Here is a 26,866-nt window from a genome sequence, read left to right as displayed (position 1 = left end):
CGCCGCCCCGCCCGAAACACCACCTGTCTTCCACCCCACACGGTGAGGTTATCCACAGGCTGTCCACAGGGCCTCAGAAGCTGTGGACAACGCGGCGAACGCCTCCTTGAGCCGCCACGCGGCCCGGTCACGCGGCCCAACCGGATTGGAGATCGTGCGCAACTCGACGAACGGGACCCGCGCGTCGGCCGCCGCCGTGGCCACCCCGAAGCCCTCCATCGCCTCGGCCACGGCATCCGGGAAGCGCCGCGCGAGAACCGCGGCGGTCGCGCCGGTGCCGGTCACCGTCGCGAGCGTCAGCACGTCGCCGACGATCGCCTCGGGGAGTGCGGCGGTCAGGCCTTTCAACAACACCGGGTCGGCGGCCAGGACGCTGTGGCCGAAGCCGAGTTCCTCCACCGACCGGAACCCGTCGGGCGTCTCGGCCCCCAGATCGGCCGCGATGCTGCGCCCCCCGAGGACCGTCGCGCCGACCGGCGCCCGCCCGACGAAGCCGCCGGCGATGCCGGCGCTGAGCACCGCCCGGTAGCGGCCGGTGGCGAGCAGCCGAGCGGTCCCGGCCGCGGCCGCCGCCGGCCCGACCCCGACCGGCTCGACGGCCACCCGGCTCCGGTCGGTGGCGGCGCGCACGGCTTCGGCCTCGGCGGCCACCGCGGTGACCACGAGCAGGGGGGGTGCCGGCGTGAGCGTTGTCACCGGTCGTCCTCCCCGGCGACCGGCTGCGCGCCGTTGCCGGAACTGCCGGCCGAGGAGGGCCGGTAGACGTGGAAGCCGGGTGGGGCCGGCGCCGGGTCCGGCTTCGGCGCGGACGACTGGGTCGGCCGGTCGTCGGCCGGAACTGCCGACTCCCGTGCCGGTCTCGCCGCCGGTCCCGCTTCGGACCGCGAGGGCGGGGCGGCGGGCGCGTCCGGGCGCGCGGGATCTTGCTTGCGCTTGCCGAAGCCCCACTTCCGCTTGCCGCGATCCGGCTTCTCGGCGAGGTCGGGAAGGGTGGGACTGAGCCCACGACCGTCGCCCGTCGGCAGTGTCGACGTCGAGCCTGGCCGACCGGGTTGCGGTCGGCGCGGCGCCGGGGCGCTCGGTCGATTGCGGTGCGGCACGGTCGGTGCCTCCGGCCAGGGATCGGTGGGCTCGGCGATGCCGTCCGGTCCGACCCGGCCGCCGCCCGCTTGGCGCCCTTCGCCGGCGGCCGTGCCGCTGTGCCCGGCGACGGTGGGGCGGTCGGAAGCGGCGTTGTCGGCGGGGTCTTGCTCGGCGCCGGAGTCGGTGGGTGGGGGGTCGGCCCGGCCGCTCAGGCGTTCGTTGTGCAGACGGGTGGCGGACCAGCCGGCTCGGCCGGCGGCGGCCACTGCCAGCAGGGCGGCCAGGGCGATTCCGACGCGGCCGGAGAGCGGGATGATGCCCAGCGCGCCGCCGGAGACCCAGGCGATCATCAGGACGGTCTCGGAGTGGGCGAAGGCGCTTGCTCGCTGACGCTCGGGGATGCGCTCCTGGATGCTCGCGTCCACAGCCAGCTTGGCGATGCCGCTGAAGATGGCGGTGATCAGGGCCAGCAGGGCGAGCATCGGCAGGCTGAAGAAGAGGGCGGAGAGCACCGCCACGCCGGCCGTGATGGTGATGCCGGCGGACTGCAGGGCCAGCGGCCGGCGGATACGCAGCCGGGTGCCGACGGCGGTGGACAGGAACGTGCCGATGGCCAGGGCGCCGCCGATCAGGCCGACCGCGCCCTGGCGGCCGATGTCCTGGCCGAGGACGTTGGTGTCGAGCTGATTGGCCATGATCACGAAGGCCAGGAAGAGCAGCAGGAAGCCGTAGAGCAGGCGCAGGCTGGCGCTGCCGATCAGGGTGGCGATCACCAGCTTGCCGGAGAGCGGGCGCACCCCGCCCCGGCCCAGGCCCAGGGCGGCCCGCCAGGGGCGGGGGACCTCCTCGGGCGGGTCGGAGTCGGCTCGTGGAGGCAGGCGCAGGGACACCACCATGCCGATCACGAAGATGATCGTGGCGACCCGCAGCGGCCACTGTGGGCCGAACTTGAAGGCGAGCAGGCCGATCGGGGCGACCACGGCGCCGGCGAACGTGCCGTAGACGCTGGCGCGGGCGCCGACCTGGGACAACCCGACGCCCTCGGGCAGCAGGCGGGGCACCGCGGCGGAGCGGGCCACGCCGTACGCCCGGGAGAGCGCGAGCACCCCGAAGGCCGCCGGATAAAGTCCCCAGCCGAACAGGTGATCGGAGATCACGTAGGCCAGGAACGCGCGGCCGAGCATGGTGACGGCGAGGGCATAGCGGCGGCCGTGCCGGAAGTGGTCGAGCAGTGGGCCGACCACGGGTGCCAGCAGGGCGAACGGGACCATCGTGATCAGCAGGTAGAGGGCGACCTTGCTGCGCGCCTCGCCGAGCGGCACGTTGAAGAAGATCGTGCCGGCCAGGCCGATGGTGATCAGGGCGTCGCCGGCGCAGGAGAGCGCGTGCAGGTCGAAGAGGCGGATCATGCCGATCTCGTTGGCGGCGCCCTTGGCTCGCGCGCTGCCGACCCGGCGGGTCGCCCAGGCCCCGCCGCGCACGGAACCGCGCACCAGCACGCGGGCGGCCTTGATCCCGGTGCCGACGGTGCGTCCGAGTGTGGGAAGCAGCGGCATGGAAACCATCCTGACCCATCCGGGCCAGCCGCGTCCCGTCCGGTGGCCGCCGAATTCGGGGGAGTCGGTGTGCCTCACCTGTCCCGGTAGGGGACAATGAATATGTGACGACTCGGACCTCCGCTCGCGCCGCCCGCCTCGACCAGGTTTGTGCTGATGCAATCGGGGTGGCCCGGGGCGCGATCACCGATGTGGATGCGTCCGACATCGGCGAGCACCTCGAGGCGATCGCCGAAGGCGACCGTGTGGTGACTCACTTCTTCGAGAGTCACCTCGCGGGCTACCGCGGCTGGCGGTGGGCGGTCACGGTGACCCGGGTGCCGCGCAGCCGCCACGTGACGGTCTGCGAGACGGTGCTGCTGCCCGGGCCCGACGCGCTGATGGCCCCGGGCTGGGTGCCGTGGAACGAGCGGCTGCAGCCCGGCGACCTCGGTGTGGGCGATCTCATGCCGACCGCGCCCGACGACGAGCGGCTCGCCCAGGGTTATGTGCTCAGCGACGACCCCGCGGTCGAGGAGGTCAGCTGGGAGTTGGGCCTCGGCCGGTCCCGGGTGATGTCCCGCGAGGGCCGGATCGAGACGGCTCAGCGGTGGTACGAGGGCGAGGCCGGCCCCGAGGCGCCGATCTCGACCGCGGCCCCGCGCAACGCCCGCTGCGGCACCTGCGGTTTCTACCTCCCGCTGGCCGGCACGCTGCGCGCGATGTTCGGCGTCTGCGGCAACCTCTACGCCCCCGACGACTCTCGCGCGGTGAGCGCCGACCACGGCTGCGGCGCCCACTCCGAGGCGCTGCTCGGCACGGCTGAGCAGCCGGTCGAGGAACTGCCCACGATCTACGACGACACCGAGGTCGAGGCGGTGGCGGTCAGCCGCGGCCACGGTTCGGTCGAGGACGAGGAACCGGCCGAGGATTACGGCCACAGCTAGAGCTCGCGGAACTCCGCGTGGGTGATCGACCGGCGTCGCTTGCGGTTCCGGTCGTGGATGAGCATCGTGATCAGGCCGGGGATGCCGACCAGGAAACCGGCTGTGCAGGTGTCCAGCCAGCTGTCGGGGCCGTTCGCGAGCCAGACGATCAGACCGGCGAGCGCGAAGGCGGCGAGGCCGGCCGCCGCGAACGGGACCATCGGCGGGTCCAGTGGTTCGACCCGGGGCTTCGGCTGCGTCACACCGACAGGGTACGTGCGGAGCGATCATCCGTGGGTATGCGGTGCCTTTCCCGGCTTTGCGCAGGTCATTCCGTCTGAAAGCATGCGCGGGTCACCGATCTCGGAAGGGACCCTGCATGTCGTCTGCTGCCACCGATGCAGGAGCACGTAACGCTTTTGATCGATATTTCCAGATAAGTGCGCGTGGATCGTCGCTCGGCCAGGAGATCCGTGGTGGATTCGCCACGTTCTTCACGATGGCCTACATCGTCGTACTCAACCCGCTCATCCTCGGCGCCGGCGTCGACTCCGCGGACCGCAAGCTGCCGATCGCCGCCCTCGCGGCCGGAACCGCACTGGTCGCCGGCGTGATGACCATCCTGATGGGGGTCGTCGCCCGCTTCCCGCTCGCGCTGGCCGCCGGGCTCGGCGTGAACGCCCTGGTGGCGTACGAGATAGCACCGGAAATGACGTGGGCCGACGCGATGGGCCTGGTCGTCATCGAGGGTGTGCTGATCGCCGTCCTGGTCCTCACCGGCCTGCGCACGCTCGTCTTCCGCGCCGTTCCCACCCAGCTGAAAACCGCCATCGGCGTCGGTATCGGCCTCTTTCTGATGATCATCGGTCTCGTCGACGCGGGCTTCGTGCACCGCGTGCCGGACGCCGAGAACACCACCGTGCCGGTCGAGATGGGTCTCGGCGGCAAGCTGGTGAGCTGGCCGGCCCTCGTCTTCGTGCTCGGCCTGCTCCTCACGCTCGTGCTGTTCGTCCGCAAGGTCAAGGGCGCGATCCTGATCGGCATCCTCGGCTCCACCGTGCTCGCCATCATCGTGGAGGCGATCGCGGGCGCCGGCTCGTCGGTGACCAACCCGCACGGCTGGTCATTGAACGTGCCGACCTGGCCGGACAAGGTGGTCAGCACCCCGGACCTCTCGCTGATCGGCCACTTCAACGTGCTCGACTCGTGGTCCAGGGCGGGCTGGCTGGTCTGCGTGATGTTCGTCTTCACGCTGCTGATCACCGACTTCTTCGACACCATGGGCACGATGGTCGCGGTCGGCCAGGAGGGCGGCCTGCTCGACGAGTCCGGGATGCCGCCGCGCACCCGGGAGATCCTGCTCGTCGACTCGGTCGCGGCGGTCGCGGGCGGTGCCGCCAGTGTGTCGAGCAACACCTCGTACATCGAGAGCGCGGCCGGAGTGGGCGAGGGTGCCCGGACCGGCGTCGCGAACCTGGTCACCGGCGTGCTCTTCCTGCTCGCCATGTTCCTGGCACCGCTGGTGCAGGTGGTGCCGTTCGAGGCGGCGTCGACCGCGCTCGTGGTGGTCGGCTTCCTGATGATGACCGCGGTGCGGCAGATCGACTGGACCGACTACACCATCGCGGTGCCGGCGTTCCTGGCGATCACCTTGATGCCGTTCACCTACTCGATCTCCAACGGCATCGGCGCCGGGATCATCGCGTACGTCGTGCTGAAGGTCGCGACCGGCCGGGCGCGGGAGATCCACCCGATTCTGTACGGGGTGGCCGTGCTCTTCGTTCTCTACTTCATCCGGGGTCCCCTGGAGACCTGGGTCAGCTGAGCTGGTTATCTTGACTGCCGGCACCGGTCCCTCCGCTCCCGGGCGGGCCGGTGACGGCAGTCATAGTCGTTAGCCAAGCTCATTAGCTAAGCTAAGAATCGTGATGGAGTGGCCGGTGGCTACGGAGCGAGGGACAGCCGACGAGCTGGCCAGGACGCTGCGCGAGGCCATTCTGCGACTCAACCGGCGGGTCCGGCAGACCCGCGCAGTCGGTGATCTCACGTTCAGCCAGCTCTCCGCCCTGACCAGCCTCCAGCTGCACGGCGCGTTGACTCCTCGCGAGCTCGCCGACGTCGAACGGGTCCAGCCACCGACGATGACCAAGATCGTCGGGAAGCTGGAGGACCGCGGGCTCGTCGCCCGCACCCCGCACCCGACCGACGGACGGCAGGTCATCCTGGCGCCCACCGAGCAGGGGCGGACGATGTACGCGCAATTCGAACAGGTGCGAAACGAGTGGCTCGCCGAACAGCTGGCCGCTCTGAGCCCCGACGAACGTGACGTGCTCGCCCGCGCCGCCCAGATCATGCAGCAGGTCGCCCAAGCCTGACCGCCTCGATCAGTCGCCGAGCTTCATCACCGAGGATTTCTTGCACGAAACCCTCGCCGAAGACGCGTACGGCCGAGAAGGAGGCGCAGCCTAGTGCGGGCAGTGCTGAGTACCACGTTCCACTCCCTGGGAGTTCGTAACTACCGACTCTTCTCCACCGGTCAGCTCGTGAAGCTGGTCGGAGTCTGGATGATGTTCACCGCCCAGGACTGGCTCGTACTCGATCTATCCGGGAACTCGCCGGGTGCGCTCGGCACCGTGGCCGCCCTGCAGTTCCTGCCGGTGCTGCTGCTCACCCTCTACAGCGGGCGCCTCGCCGACCGCTACGACAAGCGCCTGCTCCTGATCGCCGCGAACGCCGTCTTCGCGGTCACCGCGATCGTCTTCGCCGTGCTCGTCGCCTCTGGCGCCGTCGTCCTGTGGCACGTCTACCTGTTCGCGGGGCTGCTCGGCATCGCGAACGCGGTCGAGACCCCGGTGCGGCAGGCGTTCGTCTCCGAGCTGGTCGAGCTTCCGCTGCTGCCGAACGCCCTCGCGCTCTCGGCGGCCACCTTCAACTGCGCCCGGATCGCCGGACCGGCCCTGGCCGGGGTCGCGCTCGCGGTCTTCGGCACCGGCCCGGTCTTCCTGATCGCCACGGTGCTGTCGATCGCGCCGGTCTTCAGCTACACCCGGATGCGGCCGGCCGACCTCTACCGCAACGCGCCCGCGGCCAAGAAGGGCGCTCGGGTCATGGACGGCCTGCATTACGTACGCAAGCGGCCCGACCTGCTGCTGCCGATCTCCCTCATCGCGGTCGTCGGCATGATCGGCTTCAACTTCCCGGTCACCCTGGCCGCCCTCGCGAAAATCAACTTCCACGCCGGTCCGTCCTCGTTCGGCCTGCTCACCACGACCCTCGCGGTCGGGGCACTCGGCGGGGCCCTGGCCGGCAGCGGGCGCCGGGCCCGGCCCAGCGTCTATCTCGTGCTCGGGGCGGCGCTGGCCTTCGGACTGCTCGAGTTCGCCGTCGGGTTCGCCCCCAACTTCGTGGTCGCGATGGTGATCCTGCTACCCACCGGGTTCTTCTCGATCTACCTGGCGCAGGCCGCCAACCACCGCGTTCAGATGGGCGTCGACGCCGAGTACCGGGGCCGGGTGATGGCGCTCTACGTGCTCGTCTTCCTCGGCACCACGCCGATCGGGGCGACCGCGGTCGGCTGGTGGGGCGAGCGGTTCGGGGTGCCGGCCAGCATCTGGTGTGCCGGTCTGATCTGCTTCGTCGCGGCCGTGGTGGCACTGATCTGGCAGCTCAAGGTGAGTGGGGATCGAATCAGGGTGCGCTGGTCCGGCCGGCCGCGGGTCGAGCTGGTCCGCGCGACCCGGGACGAGGTGCCGGCCGACGACATGCCAGCCGACGCGGTGCCGGCCGGCAAGGGACCGGCCAGCCGGGTGCCGGCCGATGAGGCGCCGGCCGTCGCGCTCAGTTCGGGACGCTGAGCGGGCGCTGCGTCGCCGCCAGTTCGAGCGCAGCGCGGCGCGGGTCGCCGTTCCAGCGGCTCGGGAACGCGTCCACCAGCTGCCAGCCGGCCTGATGGAGGGCTCGCTGGCGGGCCAGGTGGGCGTCCGGGCCGCCCGGATGCGGTCCGCAGAGGACGCCGACCTCGCCGAGCACCAGGTCGATCGTCCAGGGCCCGACGGCATAGGCGGGCAGCACGGGAACGTCGAGCCGGGCGAGTTCGTCGGCCAGTTCGGCTGCCCACCCCGTCGGGACGGGCATCTGGCCGCCGGTGCGGGCCGGCGCGGCACTCGCGTACGTCAGGTAGTCGCCGAGCAGGCCGTCGGCATCCGCCAGCGAACTCACCACGACCATGCGCCGGCGTGCTCTGGTGATCATCACGTTGAACAGGTGCGGGTCGGAGACGAAGCGGCGGCGGCCCGCCGGGTCGCCGGGCAGCAGGCCCAGGGACACCACGACCACGTCGGCCTCGCTGCCCTGGAAAGCGTGCACGGTGCCGACCCGCAGGCCCAGCTCCTCGATCCGCTCCACCGGGTAGGCGGCCACCAGCGCCGCCTCCAGCGCCTCGGCCTGCGGGCGGAACGGGGAGATCACCCCGATGCCCCGGTGGCCGTCGGCGACCAGGTCCTCGATCACCTTCAGGACCGTGGTCACCTCGTCGGCCAGCCCCGGACCGGGCGCCCGCACCACGTCGATCGCGTCGGTGGCCTCGGCCGCCGGCGTGCGGGTCAGCACCGCGATCCGGTCACCGTAGAACCGGTGCGCCGAGAAGCCGATCAGGTGCGGGGTGCTGCGGTGGTGTTCGGCCAGCCAAGTGGCCGGGCCGGCGCCGGCCGCCAGGTCGTAGGTGCTCACCCGGCGCACGTCCAGGCGCTCGTCGGCGCCGTGTGCGGCGAGGACACCGGCCACGTCGACGTCGCTGACGAAGGAGACGAAACGCAACTGCCTCGGATCGCCGACGACCAGGGCCCGTCGAGCTCGGGCCAGCACCGGGGCGGCCCGGATCTGGTCCACGTGCGAGGCCTCGTCGATCACCACCAGGTCGAACATGCCCGCGGCGGCCGGGAGCAGGTCCTCCACGTCGGAGACGGTGCCGATCCACAGCGGGAGCGCCCGCACCAGAGGCTTGGCGTCCAGCTTCGCCAGCAGCTCGCGACGGCGGTTGCGGCCGGCGCGCAGGGCGGCGGCCAGGGCCGCGGCACCCCGGCGAGCCTCGGCACTCCAGCGACGTTCGCTGTGGGCGGCCCGGCGCATGGCGTCCCCGACGGCGGTGGCCAGGGCCTGCTCGGCGGCGTGCAGGGACGGCCAGAGCGGGGCCAGGTCGGTGCCGCCGGTTGCGGCCAGCCGGGCGGCGGCACGCTGGGCGGCGGCCGCGGCTCGGGCGTCCGCCACGCGCTGGGGCGGGATTTCCCGGGTACGGCGGCGCGCCCACCAGCCGAGCAGCCCGGGGCGCTCCAGGTCGCCGTTGAAGGCCCCCGGGACGTCGGACGCCAGCGACGGCAGCTGTGGCTGCCAGTGCTCCAGGGTCGCGGCCGTGGTTTCCAGGCGCAGAGCATCGGCCACGGCGGCGCGTTGTAGCCGTACCTCATCGAATTTGGAACGGACGGCCGTGACGTCCGCGCGCAGCTCTTTCTCGCTCGGGCCTTGCGCCGCGCCCGCCGTGAGCTCGGCCGCCAGGCTCGCCCGGCGCCCGGCGTCACCGAAAAGCACCGGTGTGGGGCCCGGATAGCGCGCCAGCAAGGCCGCCAGGACCTCGGCCGCGTGCGGCGACTGGGTCGCCACCAGCACCGAACCACCTCGATGGACCACCTCGAGCGCGGCGGCGACCACGGTGTGGCTCTTGCCGTTGCCGGGCGGACCCGAGACCACCACGATCGATTCGGTACGCGCGCGGGCCACCACCTCGGACTGCGCGTCGGTCAGCGGCAGCGGGGAGAGCACGGGGGAGTCGTCCGGCTGTTCGACGCGCGGCTCGCCGTAGATCGCGGCCAGCGCCGTCCCGGTCAGGTCCCGCGCCGCCCAGCTGCGCAGACTGTCCGCGAGCCCGCCGCCGAACACGTCCCGAGCCACATAGAGCCCCGCTTGCGCGACAAGCACGACACGGTTCTTCGGCAGGTGCCGGTGGTCAAAAGTGACGGTGAAGACGGCGATGCCGGTCGCCTCGGCCGCCGTCTGCATCCAGGCCGTGCTCCCGGTCGCGGACAGCCAACCCGGCGCGGCCACCCCCGGCGCCGCCTCCAGCGCGGCGGCCAGCTCACGGTCGGTCACCAAGGGCGTCAGCTCTATGTCACCGGCGGGAACCACCCGGTATCCGGTAAGTGACCGTTCCAGCCGGACCGGCTGGCTCAGCAGCGGAACCCGGACCTTGCGCGGCTTGTCGTCGGTGAGCTCGCCGGCCAGGAACCCCCAACCCCGGCGGAGCAGGCGCTCGTCGCGGTGCAGTGCGTCCAGGGCGGCGAGCCGATCGACCTCGGCCCGGCGCGGCGCCCGCTCGGCGTCGTCCAGCCAGACCAGCGGCTGGCCGCCCCGGGTGACGTCGAGAACGCGATCGCCGGCGGCGGGAGCCAGTTCCGCGAGAACGCCGAGAACCGTGTTGAGCCGCATGGCGAACGACGGTACCGCCCGCTCGATTGGCAGACCGGGTCGGCCGAACGGGTATTCCGGCGCTCGGGTCAGGCGGCTTAGCGTCTTCGGGTGGCTATCGTGCACATTGCTGTGCTCACCGCGGCCCTACTGACGCTGCTGTGTCTACCCTGCGTCGTGGCCGCCGTGGTGTGCGCCGACGTGCTGGCGGAGCGGCCCTGGACGCGAGACGGCCGCCGGCGGATCCGTGCGCTGCGCCGCCTCGACCGAGCGCTGTGCCGTCTCGACCCGACGCTGTGCACCGACGACCCGACGCTGTGCACCGACGACCCGACGCAGTCACCGGCCCGGCTCGACCGCCCGTCGATCGAACAGCTCGCCTTCGACCTGCGCCGACTCGCCCGGCAACGCCACTCGGGCCCGACCCAGCACTCGGAGAAGTGGCTGGCCGCGGTGCAGCGGGCCTACGACGACCGGTTGCGCCTCGCCTGCCAGTGCCTGGGGCTCGACGAGCATCTGGACCCGCTCCAGGGCATGGACCGCGACCTCGAACGCCTGCGGATGGAACACGTGCTGCAGGCCGCCGGGCTGGCGTTGCATTAGGCCGTGTTCCGCAGGCGTTGATTGCGGCAGCGAGGCGACGTGACCTGACCGACGACGGGATCAGGTGGCGGGTCCGGACCGAGAACCTGGCGACGTTGCAGGCCTGGACGGCCTGCTGGGCACCGCTTCGCGGGTCAGGAGGACTCGCGGGCTGCGGGACCGCCGCCGAACAGGACGTCGTCCCAGCTCGGGAGGCGCTTGCGAGGCTTGGTCTCGTCGGTCTCCGAGGCCTGCTGACCCTGCTGTCCGACGGTGCGGCGGGGGCGCAGCACGGCCAGTGACGGGACGGCGGGCACCTCCTTGGGCAGGTCGGCGTCGTCGTCGAAGGCCGAGCCGGAACCGCCACCGAGCAGGGCGGCGGCGCCGCCGGCCACCGGGCGGCGAGGCTCCGAGCCGGCCGTCTCCAGACCGCGGCCGCCACTCAGCGGGCGGTCGAGGGAGGCGAGCAGAGCATCGCGGCCGGCCCGGATCGGGTCCCGGGTCGGGCGGTTGGGCGTCTTGGTCTCCGCCGCCGGCAGGCCGTGACCACCGCGGGTGGGCTCGGCATTGCGGGACGGGCCGGGAAGGCCGTGACCGCTGCGCTCGGCGAGGAAGTTGCGCTCGGGCACCGGGTCCTGGCCGAGGATCTGGGTGGGGCGCTCGGCGCACAGGTATTGCGCCATGTCATCGTGCGGGGAGACGACCTGGCGGCCCTTGTCGAGATCCCACAGCGCCTGCGCGGTGGCCTTGCCGGACGGCCAGGTGGCGACGATGCGCCAGGTGCCGTCGTCGCGGCGGAACGCATCCCACGAGATCTTCTCGGTGTCGATGCCGTGCTGCGCGAGGCGGCTGTCGACCACGTCGGCGAGCGGGGCACCCGAGTCGGACGTCTTCAGCCGGGTGCGGCGGGCGTGCTGGGCGAGCATGGCCCGCTCCTGCAGGACGGGGCCGGCGTAACGCAGCACGCGGTCGACCGGCACGCCGGCGACGCGGGCGACGTCCTCCGCGGACTCGCCGCATCGAATGCGGGCCTGGATGTCTCGCGGTGACAGGGACGCCGTCGCGTTCTCGGGGTGCATCACGGCCACGGAGCCGCCCGGTGAGACGGGGTGGGCCTCGTGGGTAACCGCGCCGCTCACCCGGTCGTCGATGGGGAGTGCCAGGAGCCGGCCGACCTCGTCGGCGAGCACCAGAGCCTGACCGTCCTCGGAGAGGGCGACGAAGCGTACCGGCCGCATGCGTTGCCTCCGTCCCGTCACGTTCGTTGGCCTGTGCTCCCGAGAGTCAGCCACTCGGGCGCGTTTCGGAACACGGTACGCGCCTTGGTCACTCGATGGGAGAAGACACACCGTGGTATTGCTCTGAGCTGCGGAGATGATCTTCATTGTTTCGCCGGGCAAACCCATTCAAACCCGTGCACCGCTGCCGCCTCCCGCGCAGCGCGAGCGAGACTAGTCGAGCCGTTCGGCCACGTAATCGATGCACGCGGTCAGGGCGGTGACGTCAGCCGGGTCGACAGTGGGGTAGAGCGCCACCCGGAGCTGGTTGCGGCCCAGCTTGCGGTAGGGCTCGGTGTCGACCACGTCGTTGGCGCGCAGCACCTTGGCGATCGCCGCGGCGTCCACCCCGTCGAAGTCGATCGTGGCGACGGCCGCCGAGCGCAGCGTCGGGTCGGTGACGAACGGCGTGGCGAACGAGGAGCGGTCGGCCCAGCCGTAGATCGCGGCGGCGCTCTCCGCACTCCGCTTGACCGCCCAGGACAGGCCGCCCTGCGCGTTCATCCAGTCGAGTTGCTCGGCGGCCAGGTAGACCGTCGCGAGTGCCGGCGTGTTGTAGGTCTGCTCGAGGCGGGACTGCTCGATGGCGGTGACCAGGTCGAGGAACTGCGGGATGTAGCGTCCGCTGCCCTTGATCTCGAACGCCCGCTCGATGGCGGCCGGCGACATGAGGGCCAGCCAGATGCCGCCGTCGGAGCCGAGCGCCTTCTGCGGGGCGAGGTAGTAGACGTCGGTCTCCCGCAGGTCGACGTCGAGGCTGCCGCCCCCGGACGTGGCGTCGGTCAGCAGCAGCGCGCCCTCGTCGGCGCCGGCCACCCGGCGGACCGGCACGGCCACGCCGGTGGAGGTCTCGTTGTGGACGCTCGCGTAGACGTCGACGCCGGCCTCGGCGGTCAGGAAGGACGCCTGGCCACCGGGTGCCTTGTGCACGGTCGGGGCGGCGAGGAACGGCGCGTCGGTGACGGCCTTGGCGAACTTGGCGCCGAACTCGCCGAACTCGGCGAACTGAGCCTTGTCGCGGACCAGGCCGAACGCCGCGGTGTCCCAGAACGCGCTGGTGCCGCCGTTGGAGAGGATCACCTCGTAGCCGTCGGGCAGCGAGAAGAACTCGGCGAGACCGCGGCGCAGGCGGGCGACCTGGTCCTTCACCGTCTTCTGGCGGTGGGACGTACCCATGTAGGTGCGGGACACCGCGGCCAGCGCCTCGACGCCCTCCGGCCGCACCTTGCTCGGCCCCGAACCGAAGCGCCCGTCGACCGGCTTGATCTCTTCAGGAATCCGGATGTCAGTCAAGGGTTCTGCCTCGGTCTTCCGCTGCGGAGTCGGCTCGGCCACGGTCACACATTATGCGGGAGTTGCTCCCAGCCATCGACCTGCTCCGGCTTGCGGGCCGGTGCTCCCACATAGTGGAGTCCGGGGCGCAGGATGCGGTTGAGCCGCTTCTGCTCGAGGATGTGCGCGCTCCAGCCGGCGACCCGGGCGCAGGTGAACATCGGCGTGAACATGTGCGCCGGCACCTCGGCGAAGTCGAGCACGACCGCCGACCAGAACTCGACGTTGGTGCGCAGCGGCCGTTCGGGTCGGCGTTCGGCCAGTTCGGCGAGGGCCGCCCGTTCCAGCTCGGCGGCCACCTCGAAGCGCGGGGCGCCGAGCTCGCGGGCGATCTGCCGGAGCACCCGGGCGCGGGGGTCCTCGGCGCGGTAGACGCGGTGACCAAAGCCCATCAGGCGTTCCCCACGATCAAGAACATGCTTGACGTACGCCGTGGCGTCGCCCATGCGCTCGACCTCTTCGATCATGTGCAGCACCCGGGTGGGCGCACCGCCGTGCAGCGGGCCGGAGAGCACACCGATGCCGCCCGAGATGCAGGCGGCCACGTCGGCGCCGACCGAGGCGGCGATCCGACAGGTGAAGGTGGAGGCGTTGAGCCCGTGCTCGGCGGCCGCGATGAAGTAGGCGTCCACGGCCTTGATGTGCCGCGGGTCGGGTTCGCCCCGCCAGCGGCGCATGAACCGCTCGACGATGGTCTCGGCCTTGTCGATGTCCTTCTGCGGAACGGCGGGCAGGCCGAGCCCGCGCGCCGCCTGTGCCACGAACGACAGCGCGGTGACCGACACCCGGGCGAGGTCGCGGCGGGCCTGCACGTCGTCGATGTCGAAGAGCGGGGACAACCCCCAGTACGGGGCGAGCATGGCCACCGCGGACTGCACGTCGACGCGGATGTCGCCGGAGTGCACCGGCACCGGGAACGGCTCGGCGGGCGGCAGTCCCGGCCCGAACCGGCCGTCCACCAGCAGGCCCCAGACGTTGCCGAACGAGACGTGCCCGATCAGGTCCTCGATGTCGACGCCGCGGTAGCGCAGCGAGCCGCCGTTCTGGTCGGGCTCGGCGATCTCGGTCTCGAACGCGACGACACCCTCGAGGCCCGGCTTGAAACCGGACCCAACACTCAACTCGGATCCAGCACTCAAGTCGACAGGGCTCCCCTGTGAAGAACTGCTACGAGTCTTTCATATTGCCCGGTTGGCCAGGGCGCCGCGATGTGCTCTCCGCGACACCCATCCTTACCGAGCTGACGTAAGGGCCGCTCGGACTTACGGTCGTTGAGGCCGAAAGTAATCAGGGGAGCGCTCGTGACTGTGCAACCGCCCTCGCCCGCGACGATGCGGCGCGACTACACCGAGCGTGGGGAGCTGGTCGAGGCCCACCTGGCGGCCGACTGGCCGACCCAGTTCGCGGCCTGGTTCGCCGACGCGGTGGCCTACGGCCTGGCGGAACCCAACGCGATGATCGTGGCCACGGCGAGTGCCGAGGGGCGACCGTCGGCCCGGACGGTGCTGCTCAAGGAGTACGACCGGCGCGGCTTCGTCTTCTTCACCAACTACGAGTCGCGTAAGGGCTCGGAGCTGGCCGCCAACCCGTACGTCAGTCTGGCCTTCCCGTGGTTCGCGATGCAGCGCCAGGTGCTCGTGACCGGGTCGGTGGAACGAGTGACCCGGGCCGAGACCGAGGACTATTTCGCCTCCCGGCCGCGCGGCTCGCAGCTCGGCGCCTGGGCGAGCCCGCAGTCGCGGGTGCTGCCCGACCGGGCCGCGGTCGAGGCCGGGCTCACAGCGGCCCAGGACCGGTTCGGTGCCGGACCGGTGCCGGCGCCCCCGCACTGGGGCGGGTTCCGGGTGCTGCCCGACACGGTCGAGTTCTGGCAGGGGCGCAGCAGTCGGCTGCATGATCGGCTGCGCTTCGCCCGTACCGCCGAAGGGGTCTGGATCTTGGAAAGGCTCGCACCTTGAGCCAGGTCGTCGACGACGATGCGAAGGAGCGCAGCTCCTGGGTGATCGATGTCCGGCCGCTGCGGGTGCCGGCCTACCGCCGGATGTGGATCGGCAACGGCGTCTCGTTCTTCGGGTTCCAGTTCACCTCGGTGGCCGTGCCGGTGCAGATGTACTCGGTGACGCACTCCTCCGCCTGGGTCGGCCTGCTCGGCGTCGCCGGACTGATCCCGCTGCTGATCTTCGGGCTCTGGGGTGGCGCCGCCGCCGACGTGGTCGACCGGCGCAAGCTGCTGCTGGCCAGCTCGATGCTGGCCTGGATCTCGACGGTCGGGCTGCTCGTGCAGGCGCTGCTGGGATCGCACAGCGGCTGGCTGCTGCTGGCGCTGACGGCGGTGCAGTCGGCTGGTTTCGCGGTGAGCTCGCCGACCCGGCAGGCGATCATCCCGCGGATCGTGCCGGCCGGACTGGTCCCGGCGGCGAACACGCTCAGCTACACCACCACGACGGCGGGCGGGGTGCTCGGTCCGCTGGCCGCCGGTCTGATCTTCGGGATCGCCTCCACCGGCGCCGGCGTGACGGTGGCCTACCTGGTCGACGCGGCCCTGTTCACGATCTCGTTCTGGGCCACCTGGAAGCTGCCCTCGATCCCGCCGATCGTGCACGAGGAGGGCGCGCCGAAGCCGTCGGCCGGCCTGCGAGGTATCACCGACGGCCTGAAGTTCCTGGTCACCCAGCCGGTGCTGCTGCTGTCCTTCGCGGTCGACATCATCGCCATGGTGTTCGCCATGCCCCGGGCGCTGTTCCCCGAGGTCGCGGCCGACCGGTTCGGCGGCGGTTCGGCGGTCGGCTGGTTGTACGCCGCGATCGCGATCGGCTCGGTCATCGCCGGTCTCACGTCGGGCTGGATCGGCCGGCTGAAACGTCAGGGGGTGGCCCTGATCGTCGCGGTGGTCGCGTGGGGGGTCGCGATCGGCTTCTCCGGCTTCGCGCATTCCCTGTGGCTGATGGTCATGCTGCTCGCTGTGGGCGGCGCGGCCGACCTCGTCAGCGCGGTCTACCGGCAGTCGATTCTGCAGACGTTCGCCCCCGACCGGCTCCGTGGCCGGCTCCAAGGTGTCTTCATCGTGGTGGTGGGCGGCGGCCCGCGGCTGGGCGATCTGCGCGCCGGCGCCACCGCCGATCTGACCGGAACGACCGCATCGTGGGCCGGCGGCGGATTCGTCGCGGCCGGACTCGCGCTGGTCGTGGGCTTGGCGTTCCCGGCTTTGGCACGTTACAAGCCCCAGGCCGAGACCGGGAACGAGGCGAACCGATAGTGTCCAAGCCATGACTAGCGTCGTGCCGGCGATGACCGGAACCCAGTGGGCGATCGAGGCGGACGGCCACCGGGCCGTGGTCGTGGAGGTCGGTGGCTCGCTGCGCCACTACTCCGTCGGCGACGTGCAGGTGCTCGACGGCTTCGAGGCCGACGAGATCTCCCCGGCGTCGGCCGGGCAGATCCTCGCGCCGTGGCCGAACCGGATCCGGGACGGCCACTACGAGTTCGAGGGTCAGGCGCACCAGCTGGCGCTGACCGAGCCGGCCCGGCACAACGCCATCCACGGCCTGGCCAACTGGGTGCGCTGGGCGCTCGTCGAGCAGTCGGCCGACGCCGTCACGGTGGCCTGCGAACTGCCCGCCCAGGTCGGTTACCCCTGGTGGCTGACGCTGCGCACGCGCTGGAGCGTCTCGGCGGCCGGCCTCACCTGCACGCAGGAGGTGGTCAACAACAGCGCGACCAACGCGCCGTGGGGCTACTCCGTGCACCCCTACCTGCAGCTCCCGGGCGTCTCGGTGGACGACACCGTGCTGCACGTGCCGGGCAAGACCCGGATCCAGCCGGACAGCCGGCTGCTGCCGATCGGCTACGTCCCGGTGGCCGGCACCGAGTTCGATTTCACCGCCGCCCGCGCGATCGGTGACCTGGTCATGGACGTCTCGTTCGGTGAGATCGAGCACGACGCGAACGGTGTCACCGAGGTGACCATCGCCGACCCGAACTCCGACCGCAAGGTCGTGGTCTGGGCCGACGACAAGTTCAAGTACTGGCAGATCTTCACCGGCGACACCCTGCACGGCGAGCGGTTCCGCCGCTCGGTCGCGATCGAGCCGATGACCTGCCCGCCCGACTCGTTCCGCACCGGCCGTGACCTGATCGTGCTGGCGCCCGGCGAGAGCTGGACCGCCACCTGGGGAATCCGCAGCTGATGGAGTTCGACGAGGTCGTGCGCCGCCGGCGGATGGTGCGTAACTACGATCCCGACCGCCCGGTCCCGCCGGAGATCCTCGACGGGATCGTCCGGCACGGGCTGCGGGCGCCGAGCGCCGGCTTCTCCCAGGGTTGGGGCTTCCTGGTGCTCACGGCGCCGGAAGACCGCGACCTCTACTGGTCGACGACGGCCGAGGGGGAGTGGGACGACTGGCTCACCCGGATGCGCAACGCCCCGGCGATCGTCGTCTGCCTCTCCAACAAGTCGGTCTACCTGGAGCGCTACGCCCAGTCCGACAAGGGCTGGGCCGACCGGGACGAGAATCGCTGGCCGGTGCCGTACTGGGACATCGACACCGGGTTCGCCGCGCTGCTCATCCACCTCAGTGCCGTCGACAAGGGCCTGGGCTCGTGTTTCTTCGGGATTCCGGCGCACCGGCTGCAGAAGTTCAAGGACGCGTTCGGCGTTCCCGACGAGTACACCCCGATCGGCGCGCTCACGATCGGTTACCGGGCGACCGACAAGAGGTCACCGTCACTGAAGCGCGGGCATCGCCCGGTGGACGAGGTGGTGCATCATGGCCGATGGGCGGCATCAGCCGAGTGACCGCGGGCGCGGCTAGGCTGACACCGACAGGTTCGGGTTCTTGGAGAGGGGGCAACCCGGCATGATCTTCAAAGCGGTCCGGGACGGAGCCCCGTACCCCGATCACAACACCACGCTGAAGGCTTGGTCGGAGATTCCGCCGCGGCCGATCCGGCTGGCTGATCTGATCACCACGAAGCGCGAGCTCGCCCTCGACAAGCTGCTCGCCGAGGATTCCACCTTCTACGGCGATCTGTTCCCGCACGTCGTCGAATATCAGGGCCATCTCTATCTGGAGGACGGCCTGCACCGTGCGCTTCGGGCCGCGCTGCAGCAGCGCAACCAGATTCACGCCAGAGTCCTGGTCGTCGGCAGCTAACACCGTTAGTTTAAGGGCATGGTCACCGTTGCCCCGCTGGATCTGCTCGACTTCGACTCGCTGCTTACCGACGAGGAGCGCGATGTCCGCGCCCTCGTCCGGCGGGTCGCCGACGACCGGGTCCGCCCATCCGTCGCCGACTGGTACTTCGACGGCACGACCCCGGTCCGGGATCTGGCGCTGGAGTTCGGCAAGCTGGGTCTGCTCGGCATGCACCTCACCGGTTACGGCTGTGCCGGCTCGTCCGCCGTCGCCTACGGGCTGACCTGCATGGAGCTCGAGGCCGCCGACTCCGGCGTGCGCTCGCTGGTTAGCGTGCAGGGCTCCCTCGCGATGTACGCGTTGTGGAAGTTCGGTTCGCCGGAGCAGAAGCAGCGCTGGCTGCCGGGCATGGCGGCGGGCGAGTTGATCGGCTGCTTCGGGCTCACCGAGCCCGACCACGGCTCCGACCCGGCGAACATGTCGACTCGCGCGCGCCGTGACGGCGACGACTGGGTGCTCGACGGCGGCAAGATGTGGATCACCAACGCGCCGCTCGCGGATGTGGCCGTGATCTGGGCGCGCGCCGACGAGGGGGTGGTGGGCTTCGCGGTGCCGACCGACACCCCGGGCTTCGCCGCCCGGGAGATCAAGAACAAGATGTCGCTGCGGGCGTCGAGCACCGGCGAGATCACGCTTACCGGGGTACGCCTTCCGGCCGCGGCCCAACTGCCCGAGGCGCGTGGCCTCAAGGCGCCGCTCGCCTGCCTCACCGAAGCCCGATTCGGCATCATCTGGGGCGCCCTCGGGGCGGCTCGGGACTGCCTGGCGACGGCGATCGACTACGCCACCACCCGGGAGCAGTTCGGCCGCCCGATCGGCGGTTTCCAGCTGACCCAGGCCAAGCTCGCCGACATGGCCCTCGAGCTGCAGAAAGGCTTCCTGCTCGCGCTGCACCTGGGCCGGCTGCGCGACTCGGCCGGCGGGCTGCGGCCCGAGCAGGTGAGCGTCGGCAAGCTCAACAACGTGCGCGAGGCCATCAAGATCGCCCGGCAGTGCCGCACGATCCTCGGTGGCAACGGGATCAGCGGCGAATACCCGATCATGCGGCACGCCAACAACCTCGAGAGCGTGCTCACGTACGAGGGAACTTCGGAGATCCACCAGTTGGTCATCGGCCAGAAATTGACCGGTTTGAACGCGTTCGCGAGCTGACCGGATGCGAGTGTCGTACCCTCCTCGTACCGTGAGGGTATGGCCAAGTCTCCGGATGTCGACGAACCCACGAGGGAGTATCCGGCCGTCCCCGAGGACGAGGCGCCGGCGCCCTCTCCCGAGCCCAAACCCGATCCCCCACAGCGGAGCATCGTCGCCCGCGTCCTGATCTTCTTCGGTGTCGTCTTCGCCGTGCTGGTCGCGGCCTGCTTCGGGCTGCGGGCGCTGCACGTGCTGCCCTCGTTCGACAACCCGTTCGAGAACAAGACGACCGACCGCAGCCAGCCGGTGCTGCTGCAGTCGATGCGCGACCTGAGTCGTTACGTCGCGGCCGACGGCACCTTCCAGGTGATCGTCGACCTGCAGGAAAGCAAGGACAACATCCCCGACTTCCTGATCAACCGGCGCATCCTGTTCGTCGGCTCCGGCACCGTCGAGGAATATGTCGACTTCGCCAAGCTGCCGACCAGCGCGATCGAGGTCGACAACGAGAAGAAGACCATCAAGATCACGCTCCCGGCGCCCGAGCAGGGCAACGCGGCGCTCGACATGCAGAAGAGCTATGTGGTCGAGGAGCAGCGGGGCGCCCTCACCGCGATCGGCGACGCGTTCAAGAGCGACACCGACAAGCAGCAGCGGGTCTACGCCATGGCCCAGCAGAAGATCACCGAGGCGGCTCGGTCGAGCGGCCTCAACCAGCGAGCCGAGGAGAACACCCAGCGCATGCTGGAGAGCCTGTTCACCCGGCTCGGCTACACGTCGGTGACGGTCACGTTCAGCAATCCGTGAGCCGGAACCCGGCTCGCCCTGGCGGGGGCGGGCCGGGGTGCTCCGCGGTCACTCGTTGGGCAGCAGCGCCCACAGCACCAGGTAGATGATGAACTGCGGCCCCGGCAGCAGGCAGGACAGCACGAAGATCAGGCGAACCACGCCGGACGAGAGTCCGAAGCGGCGGCCAAGACCGGAGCAGACCCCGGCGATCCAGCGGTCGTCACGAGGGCGGGCGAGTCGGCGGGTCATGGTCGAACCACTCCTTCACTAATTTTCGGTTGCGGTGCGGCGAAACCACCCTGGTAGCAGAGCTACTGGCGGTCACCTCAACCAACATCGACGGTAGGTGCGGCGGGATCGCCTTCCCTCGGTCCGCAGGGGGAGAAGCAGTGTTTGATTCCCGTAAGGGTGACCCGTACCCGAGTGCGACTCGCTGTTAACCTGAGTGCCGTTTCCGGGCCGCGTGCGGCCCTCATCGATTTGGAGGCAGCGGTGACGCTGGCCGTCCTGACCGCCGGCGGCGGTACTGCCCTGGCTCCCGCGGACGCCACCCAGCTCGCGAGCGATCTTGCGGCTGCCCTGCATGCGGCGGGTGCGGTCGAGGTCGAGCGGCTCGGGAGCGACCCGGCCCGGCTGCGGGAGCTCGCCCGGCGGGCGCACGACGCGAACGAGCCGGTGCTGATCTGCGCCGACAATCTGGTGGCCCATCCGAGCCTGCTCTGGATGCTCGCCACCGAGCCGTCCGGCCGCACCACCGCGTTGATAGTCGCCGATCCGTCCGGCGACCTGCGGGCCGACCGCGGTCAGGTGACCGCGGCTGCGGAGGGTGACGGCACCGCCCGCTTCGCCGGTGCGATCCGGGTCGCGGCCGCCGACCTGCCGGCCCTCGACAAGGTGGCCGACCGGGAAGATCTTCTGCCGGCCCTGGTCGAGGAGGGCGTGGTGCCGATCGCCACCCCGGTGCGGCTGCTGCACGCCGAGCAGGTGCACACCGAGCCGGAGCTGGCCCGGGCGCGGGCCGCGGTCGCCGCGGTCGACGAGGACAAGGCTCGCCTGCGGCTCGCGGTCAAGGAGAAGGACGACTTCTTCACGACGTACGCGGTGAGCACCTGGTCGCCGATCGTGACCCGGGCGGCCGCGCGGGCCCGGCTCACCCCGACCGGCGTCACCTGGCTCTCGGTGCTGCTGGCGGTCCTGGCCGGGCTCGCCTTCTGGCAGGCGTCGCGGCCCGCGATGATCGCCGGCGGCCTCCTGCTCTACCTGGGGTTCGTGCTCGACTGCGTGGACGGGCAACTGGCCCGGTACACCCGCACGTTCGGCGCGTTCGGCGGCTGGCTCGACACGATGGCCGACCGGGGCAAGGAATACGCGGCGTACGCCGGTCTGGCGGCCGGTGCCGAGCGGATCGGCCTGCCCTACGCGTGGCCGCTCGCGATCACCGCGATCCTGCTCCAGACCGTCCGGCACATGACCGACGCGTGGTACGGCCAGCTGCACGACGAGGCCGCGGCCCGGCCGGTCGCGGCGGCGGCGAAGGGTGTCGGTGCCCGGCTGAGCGCGGCCTCGACGAGGGTGCAGGGTGACACCGGTTCGGTGGCGTACTGGTTGAAACGGATCGTGGTCTTCCCGATCGGCGAGCGGTGGGCGCTCATCGCGGTCGTCGCGGCGTTCACCACCGGGCGTACGGCATTGGCCGCGGTCGTCGCCTGGGGGCTGCTGGCTTTCGCGTACACCCTCGCTCTCCGTTCGTTGCGCTCGCTCTCGATGCGGGTGAGCGTTCTCGACAAGCGCGACAAAGCGGCCAGCCGCGATGACGGAGTCCTGGTCCGCAAGGTGCTCGCCAAGCTCGGCGGGCCGATGCCGCTGGCCTTCGCCGCACTCGGCGCCGTGGCCTCGCTCGCCCTGACCGTGGCGCTGCTTGCCGGCTGGGCCGAACCGCCGGCCCGGCTCGAGCTGATCGTGACCGCCGTGCTGGTGCTGGCGGCCGGACTGCCGGCCGGCAACGGACATCGCGGACCGCTCGACTGGCTGGTACCGGCGTTCCTGCGGGCCGGGGAATACCTTCTGGTGGTGGCGGCCGGGCTGATCGGCAGCGTGCCCACGCCGGTGGTGTTCCTGCTGCTGTTGGCGCTGGCCATGCGGCACTACGACGCGGTCGCCCGGATGGAGAAGAGCGCCCCGGCCGGCCGGCGGCTCGACTCGGCGCTCGGCTGGGATGTCCGAGTGGTGGTGCTCACCGTGCTGACCCTGCTCGGCCGGGCCACGCTTGCCGAGGTGCTGCTGGCGGTCGTGGTCGGCGGCCTGTTCCTGATCAACGCCGTTGTCGACTGGAGGGGTGGCAACCGCACGTGACCCTGCTCAGCATCGTCCTGCCCGTCTACCGGGTGCAGGGTTATCTACGGCAATGCCTCGACTCGCTGCTCAGCCAGTCGTTCACCGACTTCGAGATCGTGGCGGTCGACGACTGCTCGCCCGACCACAGCGGTCAGATCCTGGCCGACTACGCCGCCCGTGACCCGCGGGTGCGGGTGGTCACGTCGCCGACCAACGTCGGCCTCGGCATGGCCCGTAATCTCGGTCTCGAGCACGCGACCGGCGAATACGTGTGGTTCCTCGACAGCGACGACTGGCTCGCCGCCGGTTCGCTCGGGGCGGTCGCCGCCCGGCTCCGCGCCACCGACTGCGACCTGCTCGTCGTCGGCTGGGACCGGGTGCACTGGCACGGTGCGGTGCAACCGGGCTCGGCCGAGAAGGTGCTGGCCGGCGCGCCCCCGGTGTTCTCCCTGCAGGAGTGGCCGAAGGCGCTCGACGTGCTGCACGTGGCGTGGAACCGGGTGATCCGGCGAGAGCTGCTCAGCCGGCTCGGCCTCGGCTTCTCGACCGGCTGGTACGAGGACGTCTCGTTCACCTTCCCGCTGCTGGTGGCCGCTCCCCGGATCAGCACCCTGTCCCGCACCTGCGTGCATTACCGGCAGCGGCGCACCGGGGCGATCACCCGTACGGTCGGGGACCGGCACTTCGAGGTCTTCGAGCACTGGGAGACCGCGCTGGCCCTGTCCGCGAAGTACGCCGACCCCGGCGACGAGGTGCGTGGCCTGCTGTTCCGCCGGATGTTGTGGCACCTCGTGCGGGTGTTGCGCAACGACAACCGGCTGCCGAAGGAGTCCCGCCGGCGGTTCTTCGCCCAGGTCACCGAGATGTACCACCGCCACCTGCCACCAGCCGGTTTCCCGTCGCCGGGTCGTGGCGAGGCGCTGCGTTACCGGCTGGTGGCCCGCGGCGCCTACCGCCGGTTCGTCCTGGCCGACCAGGCGATCCGCAAGGGCCGGCGCAACCGGGCCAAGCTGCGCCGGTTCCGGGGCAAGGTGGTCGACCGGCTCCGGCGGTTCGCTCACCACCTCTACTACCGCGTCCAGCTGCGGCTTCCGGTCGACCAGTCGCTCGCGCTGTACGGCGCGTACTGGTATCGCGGGGTGGCCTGCAACCCGGCGGCGATCGCGGCGAAGGCGGCCGAGCTGGTCCCGGAGATCCGGCCGGTCTGGGTGGTCGGTAAGGCGCGCAAGGGCTCGGTGCCGGCCGGCACCGACTTCGTGGAGGCCGGGTCCTGGGCCTACTTCCGCGCGCTGGCCCGGGCCCGTTACCTGGTGAACAACGTGAACTGGCCGAACTGGATGGTCAAGCGGCGCGGCACCACGCACGTGATGACCCACCACGGCACGCCGCTGAAGACGATGGGGCTCGACCAGATCGATTACCCGGGCGCGGCCACCGACGCGGACTTCGTGGCCCGGATGCGCCGGGCCGACCGCTGGGACTTCAGCGTCAGCGCCAACGCGCACTCGACGGTCGCCTGGGAGCGGGCCTACCCGTGCGGTTACGAGAACCTCGAGGTCGGCTACCCGCGTAACGACCGGCTGGCGACCGCGACCGAGGCGGACGCGGCCGCGGCGCGGGCGAAGCTGGGCGTCCCGGCCGGGCAGCGGGTGGTGCTCTACATGCCGACGCACCGCGAGTGGCTTCCGAAGGACACCGAGGTGCTCGATGTGGAGCAGCTCTCCGCCGAGCTCGGCCCGGACACGACGCTGTTGGTGCGGGCGCACTACCTGCACGTGCCGGCGGCCCCGCGCGTGCCGGTGGCAGCCGGGAAGCACCCGATTACTGATGTTTCCAGCTATCCCGTGGTTGAAGATCTCTATCTGGCAGCCGATGTACTGATCACAGATTATTCGTCCGCGATGTTTGATTACGCGGTCCTTGATCGGCCCGTGGTGCTCTACGCGCCCGACTGGATCGTCTACCGAGAGGTCCGCGGCGTCTATTTCGACCTCGCCGACCTGTCGCCGGGGCCGATGGCGACCGACTTCGCTCAGCTGCTGGAGATCTTGCGGGGCCGGGATTATGCCGATGACCAGCGCGCCGCCTTCCGGGCCCGGTTCTGCTATCTCGACGACGGCGGGGCGGCGGAACGCGTGGTTCGCCGGGTATTTCGCAGTGAGTGAAGAAACCTTGTAATCAGTCCACTACCGTGAGCAAATGGCACGTTCACCCGATGGCGCCATATAGATACTCCTCGTCAGAGTGAGCTAGATCGCCGGGCGTCGTGGGACCGGGATCATTGCAAACTTTCCCGGCAGGAGTTATCACGGTGTCCACCGTCTTGCTCAAGGACGTCACCAAGGTTTGGCCCGACGGCACGGTTGCCGTCGATCACGTGAGTCTCGACGTCAAGGACGGCGAGTTCCTCGTGCTGCTCGGGCCATCCGGATGCGGTAAATCCACCATCCTGCGAATGATCGCAGGACTGGAGGATCCGTCCGAAGGGGACATTCTCCTCAATGGTGACCCGGTGCTCGAGTTGGCGCCGCGGGATCGCAGCATCGCCATGGTCTTCCAGGATTTCGCGCTGTATCCCCACATGACGGTCGGCGACAACATCGGCTTCCCGCTCCGGCTGTCCGGCATCGAGCCGGGCGACCGACTCGAACGCGTCGGCGACGTGGCCAGCGCCCTCGGCATCGGTGACGTGCTCGCTCGCAAGCCCAGCCAGCTCTCCGGCGGCCAGCGCCAGCGGGTCGCGATGGGCCGGGCCATCGTCCGTCGCCCCGGCCTTTTCCTGATGGACGAGCCGCTGTCCAACCTCGACAGCGGCCTGCGCGCCGAGCTGCGGGCCGAGATCACCGGCCTGACCCGTGAGCTCGGCGTCACGACCATGTATGTGACGCACGATCAGGCGGAGGCCCTGACCATGGCCGACCGCGTGGCGATCATGCGGAAGGGCGTCCTGCAGGACGTCGGCACTCCGACCGAGGTCTACGGGCGGCCCGCCACCCTGTACGTCGCCGCCTTCCTCGGTTCGCCCCGGATGAACCTGCTCGAGGCGCAGGTCTACGTCCACCTCGACCAGTACGTGGCGCTCAACTTCGGTGAGCAGGCGCTCTACCTGCCCTGGACCGACATCCGGGCGCGGGCCGTGGCGCACTACCACGGCGAGCAGATCGTGGTCGGCATGCGGGCCGAGGCGCTCACCCCGGTCGCCCCCGAGGCCCAGGGTGACGTTCTACGCGGCCGCATCCGCTACCTCGAGCACCACGGGCACGAGTCGCTGGCCTTCCTCGACATCGGGGCGACCGCGATCGTGGTCGACGAGATGGGCTCCGGCAAACGTGAGCAGGAGCAGGCCAACGGGGCGCTGCGGCGCTTCGGCAGCACCCTGCAGAAGCTGACCGGCCGGAGCGCCGCCTCGACAGTCGTGCAGTCCCGCGAGGAGAAGAGCGTGCTCGACCCGGGCCGGCACCATCGCCGACCGGCCGAGCTGGCGGTGCGCCTGGCGCCCTACCCGGCGGTCTCGCCGGGGCACCCGCTCGCCGTGGCGGTCCGGATGGACATGCTGCACTTCTTCGACGAGAGCGGTGCTCGCATCGACGTCGGCTGGCGCTGACGGCGGACTGCATGGGTGCCATCTGTGGGCAAAAGCGATTAGGCTGCACCACGGTGGAGGAGAGATTGCGTCCAAGCTTGCGAACAGCTCCGGGAGCGGAGCCGTTCGGCGCCGCCATCTCGTCAGCTGGCGTCTCGTCAGCTGCCGGCTCGTCACCCGCCGTCGACGCCTCGCGACTGCTCGATCGCCCCTTCGGGCGGGAGGAGATCGCGGTGCTCCGGCACGAGGTGTCCGGCCGGTTGGTCGACGTCGGGCTGGTCGGGGACCGGCTCCACGGCTTCGTGCTCGCGGTCAACGAGGTGATCACCAACGTCGTGCTGCACGCCGGTGGCCGGGGGCGGGTGCTGCTCTGGCTGGCCGACGACTCGGCGTGGTGCTCGGTGAGCGATTCGGGGCCCGGGATACCCGCGAGGTTCCTGCGTCCGCCCGAGGTTCCGGAGGCGTTCGAGGTGGGTGGGCGGGGCATCTGGCTCGCCTACCAGCTGTGCGACGAGGTCACGGTGGCCACCGGCCCGATCGGTACCACGATCGGGATGCGCATTGTGCTGCCGAAACACTGATTTGAACAACTCGTAAAGCGCCGGAAAAATGTGAAGGTGCCCTTCGGGGCTCACCGTGC

At 70.8% G+C, this 26,866-nt stretch carries 24 protein-coding genes; 16 read left to right on the top strand and 8 right to left on the bottom strand.

Annotated elements, in window-relative coordinates; translation table 11 throughout:
- Positions 1-48: 48 nt before the first annotated feature.
- Together Afe05nite_RS28535 and Afe05nite_RS28530 are read right to left on the bottom strand one after the other, a co-directional pair.
- Entirely contained in the window at positions 49-696 is a 648-nt protein-coding gene (locus Afe05nite_RS28535; protein ID WP_239118257.1) for a futalosine hydrolase, read from the bottom strand.
- The gene (locus Afe05nite_RS28530) at positions 693-2,639 is read right to left on the bottom strand and encodes an MFS transporter (RefSeq protein WP_203820321.1); all 1,947 of its coding nucleotides are present in this window, start codon (positions 2,637-2,639) and stop codon (positions 693-695) included. The genes Afe05nite_RS28535 and Afe05nite_RS28530 overlap by 4 nt, the downstream gene beginning before the upstream one ends.
- Before the next feature lie 104 nt (positions 2,640-2,743).
- Here Afe05nite_RS28530 and Afe05nite_RS28525 point away from each other — a divergent pair, with 104 nt between their 5' ends.
- Entirely contained in the window at positions 2,744-3,565 is an 822-nt protein-coding gene (locus Afe05nite_RS28525) for a DUF3027 domain-containing protein (RefSeq protein ID WP_203820320.1), read from the top strand.
- On the opposite strand, the gene Afe05nite_RS28520 is transcribed toward Afe05nite_RS28525, so the two are convergent.
- Positions 3,562-3,765: a DUF2530 domain-containing protein gene (locus tag Afe05nite_RS28520; protein WP_203820478.1), complete on the bottom strand. Its 204-nt coding sequence runs from the start codon at positions 3,763-3,765 to the stop codon at positions 3,562-3,564. The two genes, Afe05nite_RS28525 and Afe05nite_RS28520, sit on opposite strands and share 4 nt — an antisense overlap.
- Positions 3,766-3,923: 158 nt before the next feature.
- On the opposite strand from Afe05nite_RS28520, the gene Afe05nite_RS28515 reads away from it, so the two are divergent.
- The 3 genes from Afe05nite_RS28515 to Afe05nite_RS28505 all read left to right on the top strand — a co-directional run bounded on the left by Afe05nite_RS28515 (position 3,924) and on the right by Afe05nite_RS28505 (position 7,398).
- On the top strand, positions 3,924-5,369 hold the full coding sequence (locus Afe05nite_RS28515) for an NCS2 family permease (protein WP_203820319.1): 1,446 nt from the start codon (positions 3,924-3,926) through the stop codon (positions 5,367-5,369).
- Positions 5,370-5,472: 103 nt separating this feature from the next.
- Positions 5,473-5,919, top strand: coding sequence for a MarR family winged helix-turn-helix transcriptional regulator (locus Afe05nite_RS28510; protein WP_203820477.1), 447 nt, complete (start codon positions 5,473-5,475; stop codon positions 5,917-5,919).
- Positions 5,920-6,012: 93 nt separating this feature from the next.
- Positions 6,013-7,398 (top strand): MFS transporter, encoded by a 1,386-nt coding sequence (locus Afe05nite_RS28505; RefSeq protein WP_203820318.1) that lies wholly within the window; start codon positions 6,013-6,015, stop codon positions 7,396-7,398.
- On the opposite strand, the gene Afe05nite_RS28500 is transcribed toward Afe05nite_RS28505, so the two are convergent.
- Entirely contained in the window at positions 7,382-10,021 is a 2,640-nt protein-coding gene (locus Afe05nite_RS28500; protein ID WP_203820317.1) for an AAA domain-containing protein, read from the bottom strand. The two genes, Afe05nite_RS28505 and Afe05nite_RS28500, sit on opposite strands and share 17 nt — an antisense overlap.
- 90 nt (positions 10,022-10,111) lie before the next feature.
- Here Afe05nite_RS28500 and Afe05nite_RS28495 point away from each other — a divergent pair, with 90 nt between their 5' ends.
- Positions 10,112-10,603 (top strand): hypothetical protein, encoded by a 492-nt coding sequence (locus Afe05nite_RS28495; protein ID WP_203820316.1) that lies wholly within the window; start codon positions 10,112-10,114, stop codon positions 10,601-10,603.
- A 134-nt stretch (positions 10,604-10,737) separates the two neighbouring features.
- On the opposite strand, the gene sepH is transcribed toward Afe05nite_RS28495, so the two are convergent.
- From sepH to Afe05nite_RS28480, 3 genes are all read right to left on the bottom strand, one after another.
- Positions 10,738-11,820 carry a septation protein SepH gene (sepH, locus tag Afe05nite_RS28490; RefSeq protein ID WP_203820315.1) on the bottom strand — a complete coding sequence of 361 codons (1,083 nt, stop codon included), beginning with the start codon at positions 11,818-11,820 and terminating at the stop codon, positions 10,738-10,740.
- 213 nt (positions 11,821-12,033) lie between these two features.
- Positions 12,034-13,143 (bottom strand): phosphoserine transaminase, encoded by a 1,110-nt coding sequence (gene serC, locus Afe05nite_RS28485; protein WP_438869081.1) that lies wholly within the window; start codon positions 13,141-13,143, stop codon positions 12,034-12,036.
- Between the two features lie 53 nt (positions 13,144-13,196).
- Complete coding sequence (locus Afe05nite_RS28480; RefSeq protein WP_203820313.1) at positions 13,197-14,312, bottom strand: citrate synthase 2; 1,116 nt, start codon at positions 14,310-14,312, stop codon at positions 13,197-13,199.
- Positions 14,313-14,522: 210 nt separating this feature from the next.
- Between Afe05nite_RS28480 and pdxH the strand changes: the two genes are divergently transcribed.
- From pdxH to Afe05nite_RS28445, 7 genes are all read left to right on the top strand, one after another.
- A complete protein-coding gene (gene pdxH / locus Afe05nite_RS28475) occupies positions 14,523-15,149 on the top strand; it encodes a pyridoxamine 5'-phosphate oxidase (RefSeq protein WP_203820476.1) in 627 nt (208 codons plus the stop codon).
- Positions 15,146-16,447, top strand: a complete 1,302-nt coding sequence (locus tag Afe05nite_RS28470) for an MFS transporter (protein WP_203820312.1) — start codon at positions 15,146-15,148, stop codon at positions 16,445-16,447. The genes pdxH and Afe05nite_RS28470 overlap by 4 nt, the downstream gene beginning before the upstream one ends.
- A gap of 10 nt (positions 16,448-16,457) precedes the next feature.
- Positions 16,458-17,378, top strand: coding sequence for an aldose 1-epimerase family protein (locus tag Afe05nite_RS28465; RefSeq protein WP_203820311.1), 921 nt, complete (start codon positions 16,458-16,460; stop codon positions 17,376-17,378).
- Complete coding sequence (locus Afe05nite_RS28460) at positions 17,378-17,986, top strand: nitroreductase family protein (RefSeq protein WP_203820310.1); 609 nt, start codon at positions 17,378-17,380, stop codon at positions 17,984-17,986. Before Afe05nite_RS28465 ends, Afe05nite_RS28460 begins: the two co-directional genes overlap by 1 nt.
- 61 nt (positions 17,987-18,047) lie before the next feature.
- Positions 18,048-18,344: a type II toxin-antitoxin system VapB family antitoxin gene (locus Afe05nite_RS28455; RefSeq protein ID WP_203820309.1), complete on the top strand. Its 297-nt coding sequence runs from the start codon at positions 18,048-18,050 to the stop codon at positions 18,342-18,344.
- A gap of 18 nt (positions 18,345-18,362) precedes the next feature.
- A complete protein-coding gene (locus Afe05nite_RS28450; RefSeq protein WP_203820308.1) occupies positions 18,363-19,538 on the top strand; it encodes an acyl-CoA dehydrogenase family protein in 1,176 nt (391 codons plus the stop codon).
- A gap of 39 nt (positions 19,539-19,577) precedes the next feature.
- Positions 19,578-20,327, top strand: coding sequence for a DUF4230 domain-containing protein (locus tag Afe05nite_RS28445; RefSeq protein WP_203820307.1), 750 nt, complete (start codon positions 19,578-19,580; stop codon positions 20,325-20,327).
- Between the two features lie 48 nt (positions 20,328-20,375).
- On the opposite strand, the gene Afe05nite_RS28440 is transcribed toward Afe05nite_RS28445, so the two are convergent.
- Positions 20,376-20,558: a PspC domain-containing protein gene (locus Afe05nite_RS28440; protein WP_203820306.1), complete on the bottom strand. Its 183-nt coding sequence runs from the start codon at positions 20,556-20,558 to the stop codon at positions 20,376-20,378.
- Positions 20,559-20,801: 243 nt separating this feature from the next.
- Here Afe05nite_RS28440 and Afe05nite_RS28435 point away from each other — a divergent pair, with 243 nt between their 5' ends.
- The 4 genes from Afe05nite_RS28435 to Afe05nite_RS28420 all read left to right on the top strand — a co-directional run bounded on the left by Afe05nite_RS28435 (position 20,802) and on the right by Afe05nite_RS28420 (position 26,807).
- On the top strand, positions 20,802-22,661 hold the full coding sequence (locus Afe05nite_RS28435) for a DUF5941 domain-containing protein (RefSeq protein WP_203820305.1): 1,860 nt from the start codon (positions 20,802-20,804) through the stop codon (positions 22,659-22,661).
- Positions 22,658-24,808 (top strand): bifunctional glycosyltransferase/CDP-glycerol:glycerophosphate glycerophosphotransferase, encoded by a 2,151-nt coding sequence (locus Afe05nite_RS28430; RefSeq protein WP_203820304.1) that lies wholly within the window; start codon positions 22,658-22,660, stop codon positions 24,806-24,808. The genes Afe05nite_RS28435 and Afe05nite_RS28430 overlap by 4 nt, the downstream gene beginning before the upstream one ends.
- 146 nt (positions 24,809-24,954) lie before the next feature.
- Positions 24,955-26,247: an ABC transporter ATP-binding protein gene (locus Afe05nite_RS28425; RefSeq protein ID WP_203820303.1), complete on the top strand. Its 1,293-nt coding sequence runs from the start codon at positions 24,955-24,957 to the stop codon at positions 26,245-26,247.
- 77 nt (positions 26,248-26,324) lie between these two features.
- The gene (locus tag Afe05nite_RS28420; RefSeq protein ID WP_239118256.1) at positions 26,325-26,807 is read left to right on the top strand and encodes an ATP-binding protein; all 483 of its coding nucleotides are present in this window, start codon (positions 26,325-26,327) and stop codon (positions 26,805-26,807) included.
- Positions 26,808-26,866 lie beyond the last annotated feature (59 nt).

This window comes from Paractinoplanes ferrugineus, from assembly GCF_016862195.1.
Classification (GTDB): domain Bacteria; phylum Actinomycetota; class Actinomycetes; order Mycobacteriales; family Micromonosporaceae; genus Actinoplanes; species Actinoplanes ferrugineus.
This window is presented reverse-complemented; position numbering and strand designations above follow the sequence as displayed.